Raw genomic sequence first — 2,916 nt, 5'->3', positions numbered from 1 at the left:
ACCCCGGAGACCCCTCGGACCCCCGAGGCGGCCCCCGCGCCGCACGAGACCGAGGGCACCGTGCCGCGGCCCGAGGACGCCCTGATCGCCGTACCGGAGACGGAAACCGCCGTACCGGAGGCCGAACCCGTAGCGGCCGAGGCAGAACCCGTACCGGCCGCGCCGGTCGCACAGGAAGAGCCGGTCGTACCGGACGCGCACCTGGTCGCGGACGTTCCGACGGCGCCGGAGGCTTACTTCGCCCCGGAGGTCCCCGAGACCCCCGAGACCCCCGAGGTCCCCGAGGTCCCCGAGGCCTACGAGGAGACCGCCGCGCACATCGCCCCGCAGGCAGCCCCCGAGGCCGAGCCGCAGGCGATGGACCCCGGCGCCCATGCCGAGGCCCCGGCAGCAACCGTGGAGGAGTTCCTGGCTCCGCCCGCCGAGGAGGAGCCCCAGCCTCCGGTTGCCCACGTCGCGGACCCGGCGTCCCACGTGGTGGACACCGTCGCCGAGGTGACCGAGGCCGCCACGCTCGCGGAACCCCTGTACGAGGCGGTGCCGACAGGGGCACCCGCTCCCGTCACGGAACCTGTCCTCGCGGAGGCGCCGACAGCAGACGCCGCCCCCGAAGCCGTCGCCGCACCCGCACCGGCCGCCCCGGAACCCACTGCCTCCGCAGAGCAGTTCGAGGAGTTCGCCGGGCAGCACGCGGAGGAGTTCGCCGGGCAGCACGCGGAGCAGTACGAGGCGCCCGCCGAGGAAGCCACCCCGCTCACCGAGCCGGTGGGCGAGTTCGTCCCGGTGGACGGCATCGTGCCCACCGCCCCGCACCTGGCCCCGACGCCCCCGCACGGCCTCGTCCTCCTCCCGCAGGAGGACCCCGCGCAGGCGCCGGAGACCACCCTCCGAACTCCGCACCCGCACCCGGAACCTGGGCCGGAGACGGCGGAGGCCGAGGCCCCGGCCCCCGAACCGATGGCCGCGGCCCCGGCCGAGCAGCCGGAACCCGCCCCCGACGCCGTACAGGTGGCGCAGCAGGCGGACGACCTCGACACCAGGGCCGCCGACCAGCACGAGTCCGAAGAGAACAACGAGGCGCACGGGGAGAACGAGGAGAACACCGCCCCGACTGAGGCTGTACGGCAGTCCACCGGCCCCGCCGCTCCCGGCTACGACGACGCCGAGCGCGAGGCCGTGCTCAAGGTGATGCGCGAGCGCCGGGACATCCGCAACGGCTTCCGCAGCGACCCGATCCCGCACGACGTACTGCTGCGCGTGCTGGAGGCGGCCCACACCGCGCCGTCCGTCGGCCACTCGCAGCCCTGGGACTTCGTGGTGATCCGCTCCGCGGAGACGCGCGGCGCGATGCACGAACTGGCCGCGCGGCAGCGGGAGGCGTACGCCAGGTCGCTGCCCAAGGGCCGGGCGAAGCAGTTCAAGGAACTGAAGATCGAGGCCATCCTCGACACACCCGTGAACATCGTCGTGACCGCCGACCCGACCCGGGGCGGCCGGCACACCCTCGGCCGGCACACACAGCCGCAGATGGCCCCCTACTCCTCCGCGCTCGCGGTCGAGAACCTGTGGCTCGCGGCCCGCGCCGAAGGCCTCGGCGTCGGCTGGGTCAGCTTCTTCGACGAGCGCGAGATGGTCAGGGCGCTGGGCCTCCCGGAGCACCTGGAGGTCGTGGCCTACCTCTGCGTCGGCTACGTCGACGAGTTCCCGGAGGAGCCCGAGCTGCTCCAGGCGGGCTGGTCCAAGCGCCGCCCGCTGTCCTGGGTCGTCCACGAGGAGACGTACGGCCGTCGGGCGCTGCCCGGCGAGGAGCCGCACGACCTGCTCGCCGAGACGGTCGCCAACATCCGCCCGCTGGACGCCAAGGCGCTCGGCGAGGCGTGGGAGCGCCAGAAGCGGATGACGAAACCGGCGGGCGCGCTCGGCATGCTGGAGATCATCTCCGCGCAACTGTCGGGCCTGTCCCGCATGTGCCCGCCCCCGATCCCGGAGCCCGCGGCGGTCGCGATCTTCGCGGGCGACCACGGCGTGCACGCCCAGGGCGTCACCCCGTGGCCGCAGGAGGTGACGGCCCAGATGGTCGCCAACTTCCTCGGCGGCGGCGCGGTCTGCAACGCCTTCGCGAACCAGGTCGGCGCCGAGGTCTGCGTCGTGGACGTGGGCGTCGCCTCGGACCTGCCCGCCACCCCCGGTCTGCTGCCCCGCAAGATCCGCGCGGGCACGTCCGACATGACGACCGGCCCCGCGATGACCCGCGAGGAGGCCACGGCGGCGATCGAGGTCGGCATCGAGACGGCCCGCGACCTGGTGGCGGCCGGCAACAAGGCGCTGCTGACGGGCGAGATGGGCATCGCGAACACCACGGCGTCGGCGGCCCTGATCGCGGTCTTCACGGACACGGACCCGGCCGAGGTCACGGGCCGGGGCACCGGCATCAACGACGAGACTCTCGCCCGCAAGACCGAGGTGGTCCGCCGGGCCATCGACTTCCACCAGCCGGACCCGGCCGACCCGATCGGCGTCCTCGCGGCGATCGGCGGCTTCGAACACGCGGCCATGGTCGGCCTGCTCCTGGGCGGCGCCTCGCTGCGTACGCCGGTGATCCTTGACGGCGTCAGCGCCGGCGCCGCCGCCCTGGTGGCCCGTGCGATCGCCCCCGAGGTCCTGGCCGCGTGCATCGCGGGCCACCGCAGCGCGGAACCGGGCCACGTGGCGGCCCTGAACAAGCTGGGCCTGCGCCCCCTGATCGACCTGGACCTCCGCCTCGGCGAGGGCACGGGCGCCCTACTGGCCCTCCCGATGGTCCAGAGCACGGCGAGGGCGATGCACGAGGTGGCGACGTTCGACTCGGCAGGGGTAACGGAAAAGTAGGGTCACTTTTCGGCTGGCGCCCGCCCGGCTGTGGGCAGTCGTTCCGCA

Annotated in this window: 1 protein-coding gene; it reads left to right on the top strand. The window is 74.2% G+C overall.

Features of this window, described 5'->3' with window-relative positions:
* Positions 1–2,868 (top strand): nicotinate-nucleotide--dimethylbenzimidazole phosphoribosyltransferase (gene cobT, locus AOK08_RS34310; protein ID WP_055533291.1); only part of this gene is annotated, 2,868 nt, incomplete at its 5' end.
* Between the last annotated feature and the right edge of the window lie 48 nt (positions 2,869–2,916).

Origin of the sequence: Streptomyces graminilatus (assembly GCF_001418565.1) — a bacterium.
Taxonomy (GTDB): domain Bacteria; phylum Actinomycetota; class Actinomycetes; order Streptomycetales; family Streptomycetaceae; genus Streptomyces; species Streptomyces graminilatus.
The sequence above is the reverse complement of the archived record's forward strand: the minus strand, read 5'-3'. Positions and strand labels throughout refer to the sequence as shown.